Origin of the sequence: Martelella lutilitoris, assembly GCF_005924265.1 — a bacterium.
Lineage (GTDB): Bacteria > Pseudomonadota > Alphaproteobacteria > Rhizobiales > Rhizobiaceae > Martelella > Martelella lutilitoris.
In genome coordinates this window covers 95,057-110,183 of the sequence record NZ_VCLB01000007.1, presented here as the reverse complement: position 1 = coordinate 110,183, position 15,127 = coordinate 95,057, and the positions used below count along the sequence as shown (strand labels likewise).

The following is a 15,127-nucleotide window of genomic DNA, read 5'->3' as shown; positions in this document are numbered from 1 at the left end:
GGCTCCATATTCGCCCCATGGCCAGAACACCCAGGAAATTCCCCGAAAAGCCCGGCTTCGAGGAAGCGCCGCAGGCGCCCTTCGAGGGCGAACGTTATGACGGCTCGATGAGCGACTGGCTCGAAAATCTCGAGCGCGAAGCCGAGGCCGAGACAGCCGACTCACAGCGCAAGCTCGCTTCCCGCGCCGGCAAGCATCGCAAGAAGGCCGCCGAAAGCGGCGATGCGACCGCCGGGCGGACATCGCGCGGCGTCTCGATCGGCGCGTCTTCCGACCCGAAGACGCGCGCCGCCGCCGGTCTCAATCCGGTTTCAGGTGTCGATGTCTCGCTGGAAGACGCGAAAAATCTTGCTCCCGGCGCAGTGACCGCGACGGTCGATGCGCTCTCCAAGCTGATCGAAAGCGGCAATCCGCTGTTCAAGGACGGCAAGATCTGGACGCCGCACCGCCCGGACCGTCCGGAAAAATCCGAGGGCGGCATCCCGATCCGCATGGAAACGGAATACAAGCCCTCCGGCGACCAGCCGACGGCAATCCGCGATCTGGTCAGTGGCCTCAATGACGGCGACCGCAGCCAGGTTCTGCTCGGCGTCACCGGCTCGGGCAAGACCTTTACCATGGCCAAGGTGATCGAGGAGACGCAGCGGCCGGCGGTCATTCTGGCGCCGAACAAGACGCTTGCCGCGCAGCTCTATTCCGAATTCAAGAACTTCTTTCCGGACAATGCCGTCGAGTATTTCGTCTCCTATTACGACTACTACCAGCCGGAAGCCTATGTGCCGCGCTCGGACACCTATATCGAGAAGGAATCCTCGATCAACGAACAGATCGACCGGATGCGCCACGCGGCGACCCGCGCGATCCTTGAGCGCGATGACTGCATCATCATTGCTTCCGTCTCCTGCATCTACGGTATCGGCTCGGTCGAGACCTATACGGCGATGACCTTCCAGATGTCCGTCGGCGACACGCTCGACCAGCGCCAGCTTCTGGCGGACCTGGTGGCCCAGCAATACAAGCGCCGCGACATGGATTTCCAGCGCGGTTCATTCCGTGTGCGCGGCGATACGATCGAGATCTTCCCCGCCCACCTTGAGGATGCCGCCTGGCGCATCTCCATGTTCGGCGACGAGATCGACCAGATCACAGAATTCGACCCGCTGACCGGGCAGAAGACCGGCGACCTGCAATCGGTGAAAATCTACGCCAATTCGCACTATGTCACGCCGCGCCCGACATTGAACGCCGCCATAAAATCGATCAAGGAAGAGTTGAAGGGACGCCTTCAAGAGCTTGAAAAGGCTGGACGTCTTCTGGAAGCGCAACGGCTTGAACAACGCACGCGATTCGATATCGAGATGATGGAGGCGACCGGGTCCTGCCCCGGTATCGAGAACTATTCGCGCTACCTGACCGGTCGAAGGCCCGGCGAGCCGCCGCCGACCCTGTTCGAGTATATTCCCGACAACGCGCTCATCTTCATCGACGAGAGCCACGTCACCATTCCGCAGATCGGCGGCATGTATCGCGGCGACTTCCGGCGCAAGGCGACGCTCGCCGAATACGGCTTCCGCCTGCCCTCCTGCATGGACAACCGGCCGCTGCGCTTTGAGGAATGGGACGCGATGCGCCCCGATACGATCGCCGTTTCGGCCACGCCCGGCGGCTGGGAGATGGAACAGTCCGGCGGCGTTTTCGCCGAACAGGTGATCCGTCCGACCGGGCTGATCGATCCGCCGGTCGAGGTGCGTCCCGCGAAGACGCAGGTCGACGACGTGTTGAGCGAGATCCGCGACGTTTCCGCCAGGGGCTACCGCACCCTGGTGACGGTGCTGACCAAGCGCATGGCCGAGGATCTCACCGAATATCTGCATGAACAGGGCATCCGCGTGCGCTACATGCACTCCGATATCGACACGCTTGAGCGCATCGAGATCATCCGTGACCTGCGCCTTGGCGCTTTCGACGTTCTGGTCGGCATCAACCTTCTGCGCGAGGGCCTTGATATCCCGGAATGCGGTTTCGTCGCCATTCTCGACGCCGACAAGGAAGGTTTTCTCCGTTCGGAGACCTCGCTGATCCAGACGATCGGCCGCGCGGCCCGCAATGTCGACGGGAAGGTCATTCTCTATGCGGACCAGATCACCGGCTCGATGCAGCGGGCCATGGACGAGACAAGCCGTCGTCGTGAGAAGCAGCTCGCCTACAATGAAGAGCACGGCATCACGCCGGAATCGGTCAAGGCCCGGATCTCCGACATTCTCGATTCGGTCTACGAAAAGGACCACGTCCGCGCCGATATCGGCGCCAAGGGCGGCAAGGGTTTCGCCAAGGATGGACACCTTGTCGGCAACAATCTGCAGGCCCATCTGGAGGCGCTGGAAAAACAGATGCGCGATGCCGCCGCCGATCTCGATTTTGAAACCGCCGCACGGCTGCGCGACGAAATCAAGCGGCTGAAGGCCGCCGAGCTCGAGGGCATGGACGACAAGCTGGAGAAAGCGGAATCGCGCCAGTCCGAGGCTGCACCGAAATCGTCGGGCGATGAAGGCGCCTCCTATTTTGCCCGACCGTCGCTCGATGACATGGGCCCGGGCACCGACATGGCAAAGCCGCTGTTTCGCAAGAACACGCTCGACGAAATGACGGTCGGACGCACGGAAAAGCCGCGCGGCGGCGATGCGAAGCCGGTCAAGCGCGGCAAGATCGGCGCGGGCTCCTATGAGGATCCCGCCGAGCAGAAACAGCGCGGCCGGCGCAAGAGCAAGACCGGAAAACCCGGCAAGTAGTCGGGCCCGCGCTTCATCCCCGCGGCAGTTGTGCGGCATCGGCGATGCATGTACGGTTGCGCCAGTTCAATCGAAGAATGGTTTTGGAAATGACTGAAGCGAAATACGGCAATGTCGGCGAACACGTGAAAACGGCGTTTGCGAATGCCGAGGCAAATCCCGCCCCTTATCGGCATTGGCTGGTCAAGGACCTGTTTCCCGAGGCTCTGCTTGCCGACCTTCAGGCCCTTGATTTTCCGCGGCCGGATCTCGGCGGCGTTTCCGGCACGCGCGAGGTCCACAACAAGAGCCGGCACTATTTCGACCAGGAGAACAAGGCGAAGTATGACAGCTGCGCGGCCGTGGCGGCGGCCTTCCAGTCCCCGGATGTCGCCGGTTTTATCGAAAAGACCTTCGGCACCAGTCTCGAAGGCTCCAACCTCCGGATCGAATACGCTCAGGATACGGACGGTTTCTGGCTGGAGCCGCATACCGATATCGGCGTCAAGCTTTTCACCCTGCTCGTCTATCTTTCCGACGAGCCGGGGCATGAGAAGCTCGGTACCGACATCTACGCCTCCAAGGAAGAACATATCGGCCGCTCGCCCTTCGGTCCCAATCTGGCGATGATCTTCGTGCCGGCGGACAACACCTGGCACGGATTCGAGAAACGGCCGATCGAGGGCGTGCGCAAATCGCTGATCATCAATTACGTGAAGCCGGAATGGCGCGCGCGCGAACAGCTCGCTTTTCCCGAAGATCCGATCCGCACGGCCTGACGCCGCCTGCCGATCAGGCCTTGCGGCCGTGCGCCGCGAGGCCGCGCCTGATCGCCGCGGCGATCTCCTCGGTCGCATCCACCCGGTCATAAACGTAGGGGCGCAGCGGGCCATCGAAGGGCCGCGTCTGCCCGGCCTCCTCAAGGCGACTGAGAAAACCCGCCAGCTTCGGGTTGAGCGCATAAGGGGCGAGCGGAAACACCGGCTTGCCGGTGGAAAGCGCTTCGCTGACCATGTTGTGGGAATCCCCCGTCACCGCCAGCATGTCGCAGAAGCCGAGCAGCGCCCGGTAGGGATTGGCCTCGTCCGGCGACCAGATCCAGTGCGGAAAACCGGAAAGCCGATCCCTCAGCGCCGACATCACGGTTTCCGGCGTGCGGCGCGACTGGGTGACGATAATGCTGCCCACTTCATTCCTCGCGTGATCGATCTGCGCCATGAAATGGTCAAGCGCAGCACTCTCATCGCGCGTGCCGGAGACCGGATTGCCGATGAGGAGCCCGAGACGGGGGGATGGTAATTCTTCCCAGACCTCCGGGCGCTCGGCTGCCGCTTCGGCAATCGCCTCCTCAGTCAGCGGATGCGGACCGGTATCGGTCACCAGCACATTTTCGGCGCGAAACCGGTCGTGGCGCGGCATCCAGATCAGGTCCGCCGCCGATGCGCCGATGCGCGGATCCTTCAGAAACACCGTAAAGGTTTTACCGCCGGAGGCTTTCTTAACCGCCTTCAGATAGGGCACCATCCGCCTGCCGCTGGCAATCGCGACATCGGGAAAAGGCGGCGAAATCGGGCTGTCAGGCCGACCGGGCCGATGCTTCGGCGGGACCGGCCCATGCGGCATCCACCATTCCCAGGGCTTGCCGGGCTGGATCACCTTCTCCTCTGCCTCGGCGCCGAGGCGCGAGACGACGCCCAGGCACTGCACCCGGTCGCCGATCTTCCCGTCCGTCAAAATCCAGATCTTCAAAGCTTGTCCCCTGCGTCTCGGGATACGGGGCCACACGCCCTCCCCGCTTGTGGCGCGAGGGGCGGACGGCCGTCAAGGCGCGTCCGCCGCGCATGCGGGACGTTCCAGCAGCGGGTTATGCCCTCCGCGGGCAGAATTCAAGCCAGAAGCCGGTCAAAAATGGATCGCGCGAAATTATCCGCCGTATGCTCGGCGACGAAGGCCTGCGCATCCTCGCGCGAAATCGCCGGCTCGCCCTCGATCGCCCGCGCCAGCGCTTGCGGGTCGGTCGTGTCGGTGGTCGTGCCGAGCCGGTGCAGGCGCGCCTGATAGCCCATCAGGCCGGTCTCCTGGGCAATTACCGGCTTTCCGGCCGCAGCGGCCCAGAACAGCACCCCGGACGAGCCCACATGGTTCTGGTAGGGGGCAAGCACCACATCGCAATTGACGACCTCCTGCGCCAGTTCCGCGTCGGTCACGAAGCGGTCCACCAGCTCGATCGCCATGTCGGGGTTTGCGGACCTGCATTCGGAAAGCGCCGCCTCGATCTCCGCCCTGTCCTCCCCGGCGATGCGTCCGACCAAGCGCAGGGCAAGACCGCGCTGCCTCTCGGGCGCGATATGGCGGATCGCGCGCAGCAGCGTCACCACGCCCTTGCGGCGGGAGAGCGCGCCGAAGATCAGCAGGCCCCGGCGGCCGTCATCGCGGGACTTGCGGCCAGGCACCGCCAGCAGCGAGAGGTCGGGCGCGGGATCGGGCGAAAACAGCAGCCGACCGGCAGTCATCCTGTCGCGGGCCGCCGTCTCGTCGAGCGTGAACAGGAAGGGCGTGGCGCGGCGCCGGGAGGCGAAATACATGGCGCGGCGGCGCGCCGTATCCACCCTGCCCTTCAGGGACGGCCTGAGGCCGAAATGGTTCGGCGGACGGAAGATGATGCCGGTGATGATGCCGTCGACGGGCCGCCGGTCGACGCAGGCGCCGAGCAGCGCGTGGTCGAAGGCCGGAATGAAACAGACGCCCGGCCGCTCGGCAAGCAGCCGCCGCGCCTTGCCCCATTGCGCAAGGCCCCGTGCGACAAGGCTTCCCTCCATCAGGGCGCGCATCTCGCCGTCCGGCAACGGATCGATCGAAAGCGCCGGATCGCCCCTGAGGGCCGCCGGCAAACGCTCGATCAGCGCCGCGCCCGCCGCCAGCCGCACCGGCATGCCCGCCTCGTGGCGCAGCAGCCGCTCGAGCAGCCAGGTGGCCCAGATGGCGCTGTGCCCCTCGGTCTTGGGTTCAAAATAGGTGAAGGTTTTCATCGCAATGATCCACGCAGAGGGCCGCCCGAGGTTCTGGAGCGACCCGAAATCGCGACCGCAGTCAGGAAAAAGGCGAAACTGATTGCGATCGAGATGTCCAGAAAGACATAGGCCCTGAAATAAACGAAGAGACTAAATGCTGAAAAACAGGCGAGATAGACAGGTACGTTTACGAACTCCTGACGGAACAAATTATAAAAAAAGAATGATACATAAGCTACCAACAATATCAACATTACAAAAATAGAAAAGTGATAATTAAAGAAAATAAATGAATTATCCAATGTATTTCCAGCCCAAATATCTGGATCTCCGATACTGTATTTTTGACCTATCCCTCGTGGCCACCAAAATTTTTCAAAATTAAAAATATTTTTTGCGTAATAATAATAAATACGATCACCCTCACTCCTATACACCCCGTTCAATGTAGCAGCGGTTTTTAAAACGAGCTGATACTGATAGTGATAAGGTATACCTGCGGATTCCATTAGATCAGCTATTCCGTATAGAATATTTGTAACCCCTTTCTTTGACGCAAAGCCAAACATCAGCACAAGGGAGAAAACAAGTGATAACAGAAAATAAAAAATCAAAGAAAGAGCTCGACCCGTTACCCTACGCGTCAAAACAAACAAATATGCAACAGTAGCCGCAGCTGTGAGAATAAATACTTGCCTAAATGCCACAAACAAAAGCATATAAGAACATAAAATCAATGACAAGAAAACCAATTTGGAATTCCTGTATCTCATAGAAATTAATATCATTGGGAACATATAGTAAACCGGGGTAAATTGCTTCCCAGAGACACTCGCACTCTCAGCATAGCTAGGAATAATTCCCACAGATCCGACAAATAAATACAGAGCGGTTCCCGCTATCGCAAAAAAAGATGAAAAATAAATGAATTTTTCAACACTATCACTATCAGATTTGTTTAAAATATACGTAAATATAAACAGAATATACATTGATCTGACGTCAGAATACACGCCAAAAAAGGGTATCCCCTTTACAATACTAATCAAAGAAAAAGGAAAAATAAATATAAAAAACAAAATTGTAAATAAAAAAATCCTTTTTACAAAGGCAACCTTTACTTTGAAAAAAAACACGAAGTAAAGGGCGCACAAAAAAATGGGAGCTTCTGCCATATACCCAAAAGGGGTAGAGAATAAAAAATTACTGAACCTAGAGAGTACAAAGACGCCGAAAATACCACAGAAAAAAACCAAGCGGCTATCAGAATGCTCCTTGAAACCCGCATTATTGCGTATTCTGCTATGCATCAACTCAGTCATGACTTGAAAATCTATCCAAAAAGAGAATTATGCATTTGAGCGCTACGGATAGTCAGACGGATCTAACAAGTAACTTTTTCTTGTAGATCAAAGTCACCGCGAACAAATAAGGCACACCGAATATGACTGCGCTGGTCATCAGATTAACCCATGCCAAACCCGAAACGCGCATCGTCTGAGCGTACCAAGCCAGCAGTGCAACGCCTACGAGAAAAATAGATAAACGCGTCCACGCAATAAGCTTCAGGCTTGACCGAACAACATTCCAGCGCCGTTCGCTCCACCATAGGATCATTCCGACGTGAATGACACCCGAAAGAACGAATACCATTGCATACCATACAACGGAGCCGTCACCTATTTTCAAAGCAGCAGCGCCGAAGATGCAAACGAACGACAAAGTAGCCGCTGTAGTGTAGGCTATCTTACGTGCGTCACCAAGAGCTTGAAGCGCCCAAAAGAAGGGTATTACCGGGCACTGGATCAGGAAGGCAATTGCCATCAGCCGCGTCGAATAAAGCAACTCGTTTGTCGCACTTTCTCCCAACCAAACGTCCAGGAATAACTGGCTTAGTGAAAGTAGCACGATAAAACCGGGTACCACTATGACCATTTGGACAAGAATGCCGTCGCGAATCAAATTTCGTATACCGCTGGTATCGTTAGTCGTCTGAAGTTGACCAAGCCCGGGCAACAGAGCTCTCTGCGCCTGGCCTATCGAGGAGTTGATCACAGATGGAATTCTAATAGCCACAGTGAAAACGCCGAGTGCAGCTGTCCCGCCAAAAGAAGCCGATAGCATCCGCCAAGTAGGCTCCTGCGCTTTCTGCAATATGTGAGCGACGCCAAATCCTTTCGACATACTTCTGACATCACTGAAGTTCGTCTTTGACGATTTCGATACGGTCCAATCACTTAAGAACTTATAGGACAGAACTAAGTCTAGTAGTATCTCTACAAATGAACCTGCGAAAAAAGAAAACCCGAGAAAAGCAAATGGATTGTCGAAATATGCATGAAAAAAAAATATTATTACGATAGCTTGCACAAGTACGCGCGCAATCACTGTGGCGTTAAACCAAAACTGCTCGTGCGATCCGAGCCTTAGACTTATTAGCCATCCGCCTAGTACCTGTATTGCTCCAGCACAAGAAGCAAAAGCGAATCCAATCAGCTTGTCGCTGTGCTGATGCATGACGAAAGACAACAGGTACAGCAATAAAAGAACCGGAGTGACAACAGTCAAAAACCTTGAAATCAACCAACGTATTATAGGAATTGTGGCTAGAGGACCATCGATCGCCATTTTTCGAGTCAGGGCATTAATAAAACCGAAATCAAGAATTGTAATGTACATGACTACTGCGCTCAAGAGGCCCCAGATGCCGACCAGTTTAAAGCCGCCATTTTTAGTGAGCCACGAGATAAGTAAAATATTAGTCGTTGCAGTTACCAAAAAGGATAAAACAATTATAAAGGAAGATCGTAAAAAATTACGCCTTACCTTTTCCACTGTAGCTTCAATCATTATTTTTTTCCATGAAAACGCAACTTCATAATTATTTTTGTATCGAAATCCTCCTAGGAATTACAGAAGGGCAGGTCAGCTGGCAAAATTGGATTAGCGTTTTACACAAAGTATAAAACCTCAAAGGCTTTAGTCTTTCAGAAAAGCCTCATACGCATCCGCAACGCCGTCCTTCAGCGAGCGGGCGCGGTTCCAGCCCATGGCGTGCAGCCGGCTGCTGTCCATGAGCTTGCGCGGCGTGCCGTCGGGCTTCGTGCTGTCGAAGGTGAGCCGGGCTTCGTAGCCGACGACCGCGGCGATCGTCTCGGCGAGTTCGCGGATCGTCACCTCCGCGCCCGAGCCGACATTGACATGGTCATAGCCGGAATATTCCTTCAGCAGGAACACCAGCGCGTCGGCGAGGTCGTCGCAGTGGAGGAATTCGCGCAGCGGCGTGCCCGTGCCCCACACGACCACCTCCGCGGCGCCCGCCTGCTTCGCCTCGTGGAACTTGCGGATCAGCGCCGGCAGCACGTGGGAGGACTGCAGGTCGTAATTGTCGCCCGGCCCGTAGAGGTTCGTCGGCATCGCCGAGATCCAGTCGCGGCCATATTGCTTGCGATAGGCCTGGCACAGCTTGATGCCGGCGATCTTGGCGATCGCATACCACTCGTTCGTCGGCTCCAGCGGCCCGGTCAGCAGGGCGTCTTCCGGAATCGGCTGCGGGGCCATCTTCGGATAGATGCAGGACGAGCCGAGGAACAGCAGCCGCTCCACGTCCGATTCATGGGCCGCGTGGATGATGTTGCTCTCGATCATCAGATTGTCGTAGAGGAAATCGACCGGATGCGTGTCATTGGCCAGAATCCCGCCGACCTTGGCGGCGGCGACCACGACCACATCAAGCTTCGCCTCCGCCATGAAGGCGTGCACTGCCTTCTGGTCCACCAGATCGACCACGTCGCGTCCCGCGGTAACGATCTCGCATCCCTCGCCTTCAAGACGGCGCACCAAGGCGCCGCCCACCATGCCGCGATGTCCGGCAACCCAGACCCGCTTTCCCGAAAGGTCGTAGCTCATCCTCAACCCTCCAGACTGACGGGCAGATCCAGCCCGTGCGCCTTCAGGAGCGCGTAGCGCCGGGCGGCCTTGTGATCGGAGGCGACCATCTCGCGGCACATCTCGCGGGCCGTGATCTCCGGCACCCAGCCGAGCTTTTCCTTCGCCTTGGTCGGATCGCCGAGCAGCGTGTCCACCTCGGCGGGGCGGAAATAGCGCGGATCGATCCTGACGATCACATCGCCGACCTTCACATTCGGCGCGAGGTCGCCCTCGACATGGGAGACCGTGCCGATCTCGTCGACGCCCTCGCCGGAGAATTCAAGGCTGATCCCGAGGTCCGAGGCCGCCCAGGTGATGAACTCCCTGACCGAATACTGAACCCCGGTGGCGATGACGAAGTCTTCCGGCGCATCCTGCTGCAGCATCATCCACTGCATGCGGACATAGTCCTTGGCGTGTCCCCAGTCGCGCAGGCTGTCGATATTGCCCATGTAAAGGCAAGGCTCCAGGCCGAGCGCGATGTTCGACAGGCCGCGGGTGATCTTGCGCGTGACGAAGGTCTCGCCGCGGCGCGGGCTTTCATGGTTGAACAGAATGCCGTTGCAGGCATACATGCCATAGGCTTCGCGATAGTTCACCGTGATCCAGTAGGCATAGAGCTTGGCGACCGCATAGGGGCTGCGGGGATGAAACGGCGTCGTCTCGCGCTGCGGTATTTCCTGCACCAGGCCGTAGAGCTCCGAGGTCGAGGCCTGGTAGAAGCGCGTCTTCTTCTCCAGCCCGAGGAAGCGAACGGCCTCCAGCAGCCGCAGCGCGCCGGTTCCGTCTACGTCGGCGGTGTATTCCGGCGCCTCGAACGAAACGGCGACATGCGACTGGGCGCCGAGATTGTAGATCTCATCGGGCTCGATGTCGCGAATGAGCCGGGTCAGGTTCGAGGTGTCCGACAGATCGCCGTAGTGCAGCCGCATGCGCGCATGGTCGAAATGCGGATCCTCATAAAGGTGATCGACGCGCTGGGTGTTGAAAAGCGATGCGCGGCGCTTGATGCCGTGTACCTCATAGCCTTTTTCAAGCAGAAATTCGGTGAGATATGAACCGTCTTGTCCCGTTATGCCCGTGATAAGTGCTTTTTTCATTTTACCATTGATTTCCAATATTGAACGCTCAACCCGAATCCGGATCCCCGTGCTCGATACAGGGAATAGCCGAAGAATACGATCAGGATTAAAGGCGTGTTTCCCGAAAAGGATTTAGTATGAAAACGCGAGGCTTGCCGCCAGAAACCATTGCTCTTGAAATTACTGAGAATACCGTCTTTGTCCCATATTTTCGAAACACTAGCCGTTGTCCGGCCGTTTGTAAAATCAATTTGCCGCTTCGGACGCCGCGCCGCGCCTGCCCCGAGGGCCGCCCGGCGGAAAAGTCCGGCGATGAAACGCCTTAGATGAACGCTCTGCGACGATCTGCCGAATAAAGTTGACGGGCAAAGGTTTGAAACCTCTGAAAGGAGCAAACAAATGACCGACCAGCCAAACGACGGCCCAGAAGGCGGGCAAGGCCGATCCGGGGGACTTCAGTGCGGCGCTTGATCGCGCCGTTGAGACGCTCGATCGGATTTGTCGAATGAAGCCTTGCACAGTGCTGCTTGGGAAGGGTCATGTAGGCGAGCACATCCTGTTCGGCACTATCCATCGGCGCGGCGCGTTTCGGCGCCTTCGGCATGATCTGGTCGGCGACATTGCGCCATTGGGTGCGTTCTTCGGCCACATCGGCCCGTTCCAGACCTCGATGGAATCGGCAAGATCGAAGGAAAAACCGTAGTGGTTGCTGGTGACGGGATGGTTCGCGGACCAGTGAACATCGCTCGCCCTCCACATGGACGTCGTGATCCGTGATCGTCAGATAGTCGAAGCCGAGGCGCTCGGCAAAGCCAATGATCTTCCCGACCGGATTGTTGGTCGAATCGGCGCTGTGGCAGGAATGCAGGTGCCAATCCCCTTTAGCCAGACGCCCTTCCCGTCAAACCCTGAACTGTTCAATGCCACTACGGCGGTTCCCTCCTCTTCGCCGGTTGCACGGTCCCACCCGAACCGGTTTGCTTCCGTTTCAACGGCGATGATAGCCGCTGTCCGGAGCGGTTTTCCATCCCGGACAGCCGATACGGCGAAACGACCTGTGGACGACAGCGCGCGGCGCTTCGGACCGGCACGCCGCATCGGCGCGGCGGCGACCGGGACAGGCGTTCGGCTTGACATCCGCGCAGCCGGACCGCAATATCCGCACACGGAAACGGGCCGCAATTTGGCCCGCTTAATTTGTGCAAAAATATTACTTTAAAACTATTTCAGTCATATTTTGTGGAGTCGACCAAGGGCATGAATATTGCTTTCGTAGGTTGTGGATTCGTGTTCGATATTTACATGAAGACCATCCGAGCGCATCCCGAACTGCAGATTGCGGGCGTTTTCGATGTCAAGTCCGAGCGGATGCGCAAAGTATCGGATTATTACGGTTTCAGGACATATGACAGCTACGAAGCCCTGCTTGACGACCCTGACATTGATGCGGTCGTCAATCTCACCAATATCGGTTCGCATTTCGAAGTCTCCAAAAAAGCCCTGATGCGGGGCAAGCATGTCTACTCCGAAAAGCCGCTGACCACCGACCTGGCGCAATCGCGGGAATTGTTTGAGCTGGCTACCGCCCATGGGGTCCGGCTTTACGCGGCGCCGAGCAATATTTTCAGCGATTCCGTGCGCACCATATTCGATGCGGTCGAAAAGGGACGGATCGGCTCGCCGCGGCTGATCTATGCGGAACTGGACGACAACCCGATCCATCTGATGGAGTTCGAGAAGGTACGCAGCGCGACTGACGCGCCGTGGCCGGTGGTCGAGGAAATCAACGAAGGCTGCACCTTCGAGCATGTGGGATATCACCTCGTATGGATATGCGGCCTGCTCGGCCCGGCTGTTTCCGTGACCGCCTTTTCAAGCGAACTGCTTCCCGCCAAATCGCCGCTCGTTGCCGGCTTGTCGGGAACCCCCGACTACTCCGTCGCCAGCCTTTCATTTGCCAATGGCGCCGCCGCGCGCATTACCTGCAGCGTCGTCGCGCCGCGCGATCACAGGATGCGTGTCATCGGCGATGCCGGCGAGGTGAGCGCCGACAGCTACCGCCACTACCAGTCGCCGGTCTATCTCGAGACATTTTCCAAGCGAAGTCTGAGCGCGCGGAAGCTGCATACGCTGCGGGCGCACCCCCTTCTCGGAAAGCTCTTCGGCATCGGCGGCAGGCGCCAGAAACTGGTGAAGAACTGGAAGTCTGCAGCCGTTGAAAAGGACCAGCAGATGCGCTCGTCGCTGCGCCAGCGGCTGATCGAATTCGTACGCCGGCGCGAGGTTTATGCTCAGGACAAGCTCGTTGGCGTGGCGGAAATGGCCCGGGAGATCGAGGCCGACGAGAAACAGTTCCTTTCGCCGGACTTTCTTCTGCACCTCAACGAGCTGACCCTGCTCATACAAGGCGCCGGGCCGGACGGCGTGGCGGTCAAGCCCACGACAAGTTTCGAACCGATCGGATCCATTCCGGGCTCAATCCGACCGTGATCTGGAAGCCGGCAGAAATGCGGCGGAAGCTGTCAGCCCCTACTTCCACCACCTTGAAAAGGACTGGCCAATGATCAGCCTTTCGACCTTTCAGGCCGTTTCCCGCCTGTCGCCCCGGATGGTCGGCTACCACCTGAAACGGCTCGCCCGCAACAAGCTGGCGCCACGCAGGCCCGAGCACTACGCCCGCAGGATCGACCGTCGGGCAGCCGGCGTGCCGCCGCTTGCGCCCGGCAGTCTGAGCGAGCAATCACCGGCCGCCTCGATGGCCCAGGCCGTGGCCGCGTTCTACAGGGAGGAGTACCGCAACCATATCGACGATGCCGCCCGGGGTCGTTTTTCCTTTTTCGGGCAGGACGTCGATTTCGGCGGGCCAGCCACCATCGACTGGCACCACACCGTGGCGGCCGAGAACGATTTTCATCTTTGGCGCATGAAGCTCGCCCATATGGGGTTCATCTGCCCGATGCTGATCGACGGAGAGACCCTTCACCACGAAGCCGTCGCCGAAATGCTCGCCGGATATCGCGCCCAGGCGCGCTTCGACCGTCCGGGCTGTTTTTCGTCCTACTGGTTTCCCTACAGCGTGTCACACCGGATCCTCGCCCTGCTCAGCGGTTATCTCATCGCCCGGCGGCAGGATGCCTTGCCCGCGGCGCTTTGCGGCGACATCGAGCAGTTCCTGCGCTGGAACGTCGCTTTCGTGGAAGAGAACATCGAGCATGAGCTCAAGAACAACCACGTCGAGCGCAATCTTGCGGCGCTCTGCTTCTACTACACCCATGCCGCAGACGTGCCGTTCGGGCTGAAGCGGAGGCTTGATCGCGACGTTGCCGGCATCATCCGCGCCTGCATTCTCCCCGACGGTCTCCTCGCCGAACGGTCCGCCATGTATCAGGGGCTTTCCGTGATGGCCCTGCAGGTCTTCTCGCAAACACCCTTTCTGTCCGAGAAGACCCGCGGGCTTGCCGCCGAACGTCTCGAGCGCGCCAAACGGGCGTGGTCGTTCATGACCCATCCCGACGGCGAGATCGCGCTGTTCAACGATTCGTGGTTCGGCGAAGTGCCGCCCGCCCACAGCGTCATCGAACCGGCGCGCTTCGATGCCAGGGAACTTCTGCCCCAGGCAGGATATGCGAGACTGGCTGACGGCGGCATCTTCGCTCTTCTTGACGCCGGACCGATCGGACCGCGATGGAACCCGGGACACGGCCATGCCGATTTCCTCTCCGCCGAAATCGATGTGGCGGGCCTTCGCTTTGTTACGGATCCGGGGACGTATCAATACTCCACCGGTCCGCGTCGGATGTACGAACGCTCGGCGCAAAGCCATAACGGGCCAAGCTGCAAGGGACTGGAACCGGTCAGTTATTACGGCTGCTTCCGCGTCGGGCGGCTGGCCGAGGCGCGGCTGGTCGAGGCCGAAGCGACAGACGGACGCGCGGTGGCGGGAGAGCTCCAGCTTCCTGACGGCCTTAAGCTCCGGCGCGAACTGCAGCTCATTCCGAATGGGCTCGCCGCCGCGGATCGCTGGCAAGGGGTGTGCACAGACCCGCGCGTGCGGCTGACCATACCGCACGAGTGGGAGGTGAGCGGTCGCGGTCAGCGGGAGGTCGTCTTTCTCCGCGAGGATGTTCGCGTGCGCCTTGAAGTTCTGCGCGGCAGGATCGCGGATCTGTCGACCGGGCAATGGGCGTTTCGCTATCTCAAGAGCAGCGATGCCCATATTCTGGTTCTCGAACCCGAAGAGACACCGGGCGGCGCAGACCTGTCATGGCGCATCACGCACCAGATCAATGTCGCCGCCTCAACCGAAAGCGCATCCGTTCCCGCCTCATGAACCAGG

General features: G+C 58.5%; 11 protein-coding genes and 1 pseudogene. 5 read left to right on the top strand and 7 right to left on the bottom strand.

Annotated features, from left to right (window positions below):
- The first annotated feature begins 17 nt into the window (after nt 1-17).
- Nucleotides 18-2,789, top strand: a complete 2,772-nt coding sequence (uvrB, locus tag FF124_RS13465; RefSeq protein ID WP_138749012.1) for an excinuclease ABC subunit UvrB — start codon at nt 18-20, stop codon at nt 2,787-2,789.
- 89 nt (nt 2,790-2,878) lie between these two features.
- Entirely contained in the window at nt 2,879-3,547 is a 669-nt protein-coding gene (locus FF124_RS13460) for a 2OG-Fe(II) oxygenase (protein WP_138749011.1), read from the top strand.
- 13 nt (nt 3,548-3,560) lie between these two features.
- Here FF124_RS13460 and FF124_RS13455 read toward each other — a convergent pair whose 3' ends face one another.
- The 7 genes and pseudogenes from FF124_RS13455 to FF124_RS20925 form a co-directional block, all read right to left on the bottom strand.
- A complete protein-coding gene (locus FF124_RS13455; RefSeq protein WP_187326935.1) occupies nt 3,561-4,517 on the bottom strand; it encodes a mitochondrial fission ELM1 family protein in 957 nt (318 codons plus the stop codon).
- 137 nt (nt 4,518-4,654) lie between these two features.
- Nucleotides 4,655-5,797, bottom strand: a complete 1,143-nt coding sequence (locus tag FF124_RS13450) for a glycosyltransferase (RefSeq protein ID WP_138749009.1) — start codon at nt 5,795-5,797, stop codon at nt 4,655-4,657.
- On the bottom strand, nt 5,794-7,101 hold the full coding sequence (locus tag FF124_RS13445; RefSeq protein WP_138749008.1) for a hypothetical protein: 1,308 nt from the start codon (nt 7,099-7,101) through the stop codon (nt 5,794-5,796). The genes FF124_RS13450 and FF124_RS13445 overlap by 4 nt, the downstream gene beginning before the upstream one ends.
- A 52-nt stretch (nt 7,102-7,153) precedes the next feature.
- A complete protein-coding gene (locus tag FF124_RS13440; protein WP_138749007.1) occupies nt 7,154-8,629 on the bottom strand; it encodes a lipopolysaccharide biosynthesis protein in 1,476 nt (491 codons plus the stop codon).
- Between the two features lie 129 nt (nt 8,630-8,758).
- Nucleotides 8,759-9,688 (bottom strand): GDP-L-fucose synthase, encoded by a 930-nt coding sequence (gene fcl, locus FF124_RS13435; RefSeq protein ID WP_138749006.1) that lies wholly within the window; start codon nt 9,686-9,688, stop codon nt 8,759-8,761.
- A gap of 2 nt (nt 9,689-9,690) precedes the next feature.
- A complete protein-coding gene (gmd, locus tag FF124_RS13430) occupies nt 9,691-10,809 on the bottom strand; it encodes a GDP-mannose 4,6-dehydratase (RefSeq protein WP_138749005.1) in 1,119 nt (372 codons plus the stop codon).
- 433 nt (nt 10,810-11,242) lie between these two features.
- Nucleotides 11,243-11,443, bottom strand: a pseudogene (locus FF124_RS20925) (transposase); the annotation flags it as partial.
- A 105-nt stretch (nt 11,444-11,548) separates the two neighbouring features.
- Between FF124_RS20925 and FF124_RS13420 the strand changes: the two are divergent.
- From FF124_RS13420 to FF124_RS13410, 3 genes are all read left to right on the top strand, one after another.
- On the top strand, nt 11,549-12,010 hold the full coding sequence (locus tag FF124_RS13420) for a hypothetical protein (RefSeq protein WP_138749004.1): 462 nt from the start codon (nt 11,549-11,551) through the stop codon (nt 12,008-12,010).
- Between the two features lie 38 nt (nt 12,011-12,048).
- On the top strand, nt 12,049-13,281 hold the full coding sequence (locus tag FF124_RS13415) for a Gfo/Idh/MocA family protein (RefSeq protein WP_138749003.1): 1,233 nt from the start codon (nt 12,049-12,051) through the stop codon (nt 13,279-13,281).
- Nucleotides 13,282-13,351: 70 nt separating this feature from the next.
- Complete coding sequence (locus tag FF124_RS13410; RefSeq protein WP_138749002.1) at nt 13,352-15,121, top strand: heparinase II/III family protein; 1,770 nt, start codon at nt 13,352-13,354, stop codon at nt 15,119-15,121.
- The last annotated feature ends 6 nt before the right edge of the window (nt 15,122-15,127 follow it).

What these genes read in the sequence shown, in the direction of transcription:
- FF124_RS13440 (WP_138749007.1), bottom strand. Translation starts at nt 8,629, where the DNA reads ATGATTGAAGCTACAGTGGAAAAGGTAAGGCGTAATTTTTTACGATCT.
- uvrB (WP_138749012.1), top strand. Translation starts at nt 18, where the DNA reads ATGGCCAGAACACCCAGGAAATTCCCCGAAAAGCCCGGCTTCGAGGAA.
- FF124_RS13415 (WP_138749003.1), top strand. Translation starts at nt 12,049, where the DNA reads ATGAATATTGCTTTCGTAGGTTGTGGATTCGTGTTCGATATTTACATG.
- FF124_RS13450 (WP_138749009.1), bottom strand. Translation starts at nt 5,797, where the DNA reads ATGAAAACCTTCACCTATTTTGAACCCAAGACCGAGGGGCACAGCGCC.
- FF124_RS13445 (WP_138749008.1), bottom strand. Translation starts at nt 7,101, where the DNA reads ATGACTGAGTTGATGCATAGCAGAATACGCAATAATGCGGGTTTCAAG.
- gmd (WP_138749005.1), bottom strand. Translation starts at nt 10,809, where the DNA reads ATGAAAAAAGCACTTATCACGGGCATAACGGGACAAGACGGTTCATAT.
- fcl (WP_138749006.1), bottom strand. Translation starts at nt 9,688, where the DNA reads ATGAGCTACGACCTTTCGGGAAAGCGGGTCTGGGTTGCCGGACATCGC.
- FF124_RS13410 (WP_138749002.1), top strand. Translation starts at nt 13,352, where the DNA reads ATGATCAGCCTTTCGACCTTTCAGGCCGTTTCCCGCCTGTCGCCCCGG.
- FF124_RS13420 (WP_138749004.1), top strand. Translation starts at nt 11,549, where the DNA reads ATGGACGTCGTGATCCGTGATCGTCAGATAGTCGAAGCCGAGGCGCTC.
- FF124_RS13460 (WP_138749011.1), top strand. Translation starts at nt 2,879, where the DNA reads ATGACTGAAGCGAAATACGGCAATGTCGGCGAACACGTGAAAACGGCG.